The organism is Halorubrum sp. Atlit-26R, assembly GCF_003666015.1.
Classification (GTDB): Archaea; Halobacteriota; Halobacteria; order Halobacteriales; family Haloferacaceae; genus Halorubrum.
On sequence record NZ_QPLT01000155.1, the window covers coordinates 1 to 858 of the forward strand.

Below are 858 nucleotides of genomic sequence, written 5' to 3' on the forward strand. Positions count from 1 at the left end.
ACTGGCAGCGAGCTCAGCGCCGGCCGACGGCTCCTTCAGCGGCGGTGGTCGACCCAGTGTCGAGTCACGACACCTGAGCTGGACCGCCCTGGTCGGCCCCGAGAGCGACCCCCGACCTCCGCTCCAAGCTGCCGCGAGCACATAAGCCGGTAATAACTATCCCTCCTGCGGGGCGTACGCAGGGGTAAGGTATGGGAATCGCCGACACCGCCGTCGATCGTCGCTGCGCGCCTCGTGCCACGGGTATCGATCTTCGGCTCATATCGCCACAAGGTGCTGTCGATGCCGCTCCCGATCGGAGCGACGGTGGTAGCACCTTGCTACTGAGTGACGTGGCGGCGATCGAGCCCACCAGACGCGCACAGCCGACGGTCACCACACTCCCGCCGACGTAATGATCCGGCTGACGAAACTCGTCGCGCTCGGTGCGTTTACCGTTGCCATCGCGTCGCTGACGGTGATGTGGGGGCTGTTCGGAACAATGTGGGTTCGCGGAGAGACGAGTATCCTCGTCGCCGCGAGCCGATACGACGAGTTCCTGCCCGAGTTCGTGCTGCTCACGCTCGCGATGATCTTCCTCCCCGTCCTGTTGTACGAGGTCGACCAGCTGCTTTCTCGGTGATTGGATTTCAGTTAATCTTGACGTGGTCAGCAAGCGCTGTGGGTAGTCGGGTGCCAGCCGACCGGTTCAACCAGAACGGCAGCCGGCCAGTACTCTCTCGTGGTTACGGAGAATCGAGGAGACAGCCCCGCGCTTCAGCGCGAGGAGGCTGTCAAGCTGTCTCCCCGTCGACGCCCGTGATCTCGAAGCGCGCGCTCCCATCGCTGCCGTCAATCACCAGAACGTCCCACCCGTGC

Annotated in this window: 1 protein-coding gene; it reads left to right on the forward strand. The window is 64.0% G+C overall.

What is annotated here, in order from left to right:
• The first annotated feature begins 394 nt into the window (after positions 1-394).
• Positions 395-622, forward strand: a complete 228-nt coding sequence (locus DVK07_RS19895; protein ID WP_121598546.1) for a hypothetical protein — start codon at positions 395-397, stop codon at positions 620-622.
• Positions 623-858: the final 236 nt, after the last annotated feature.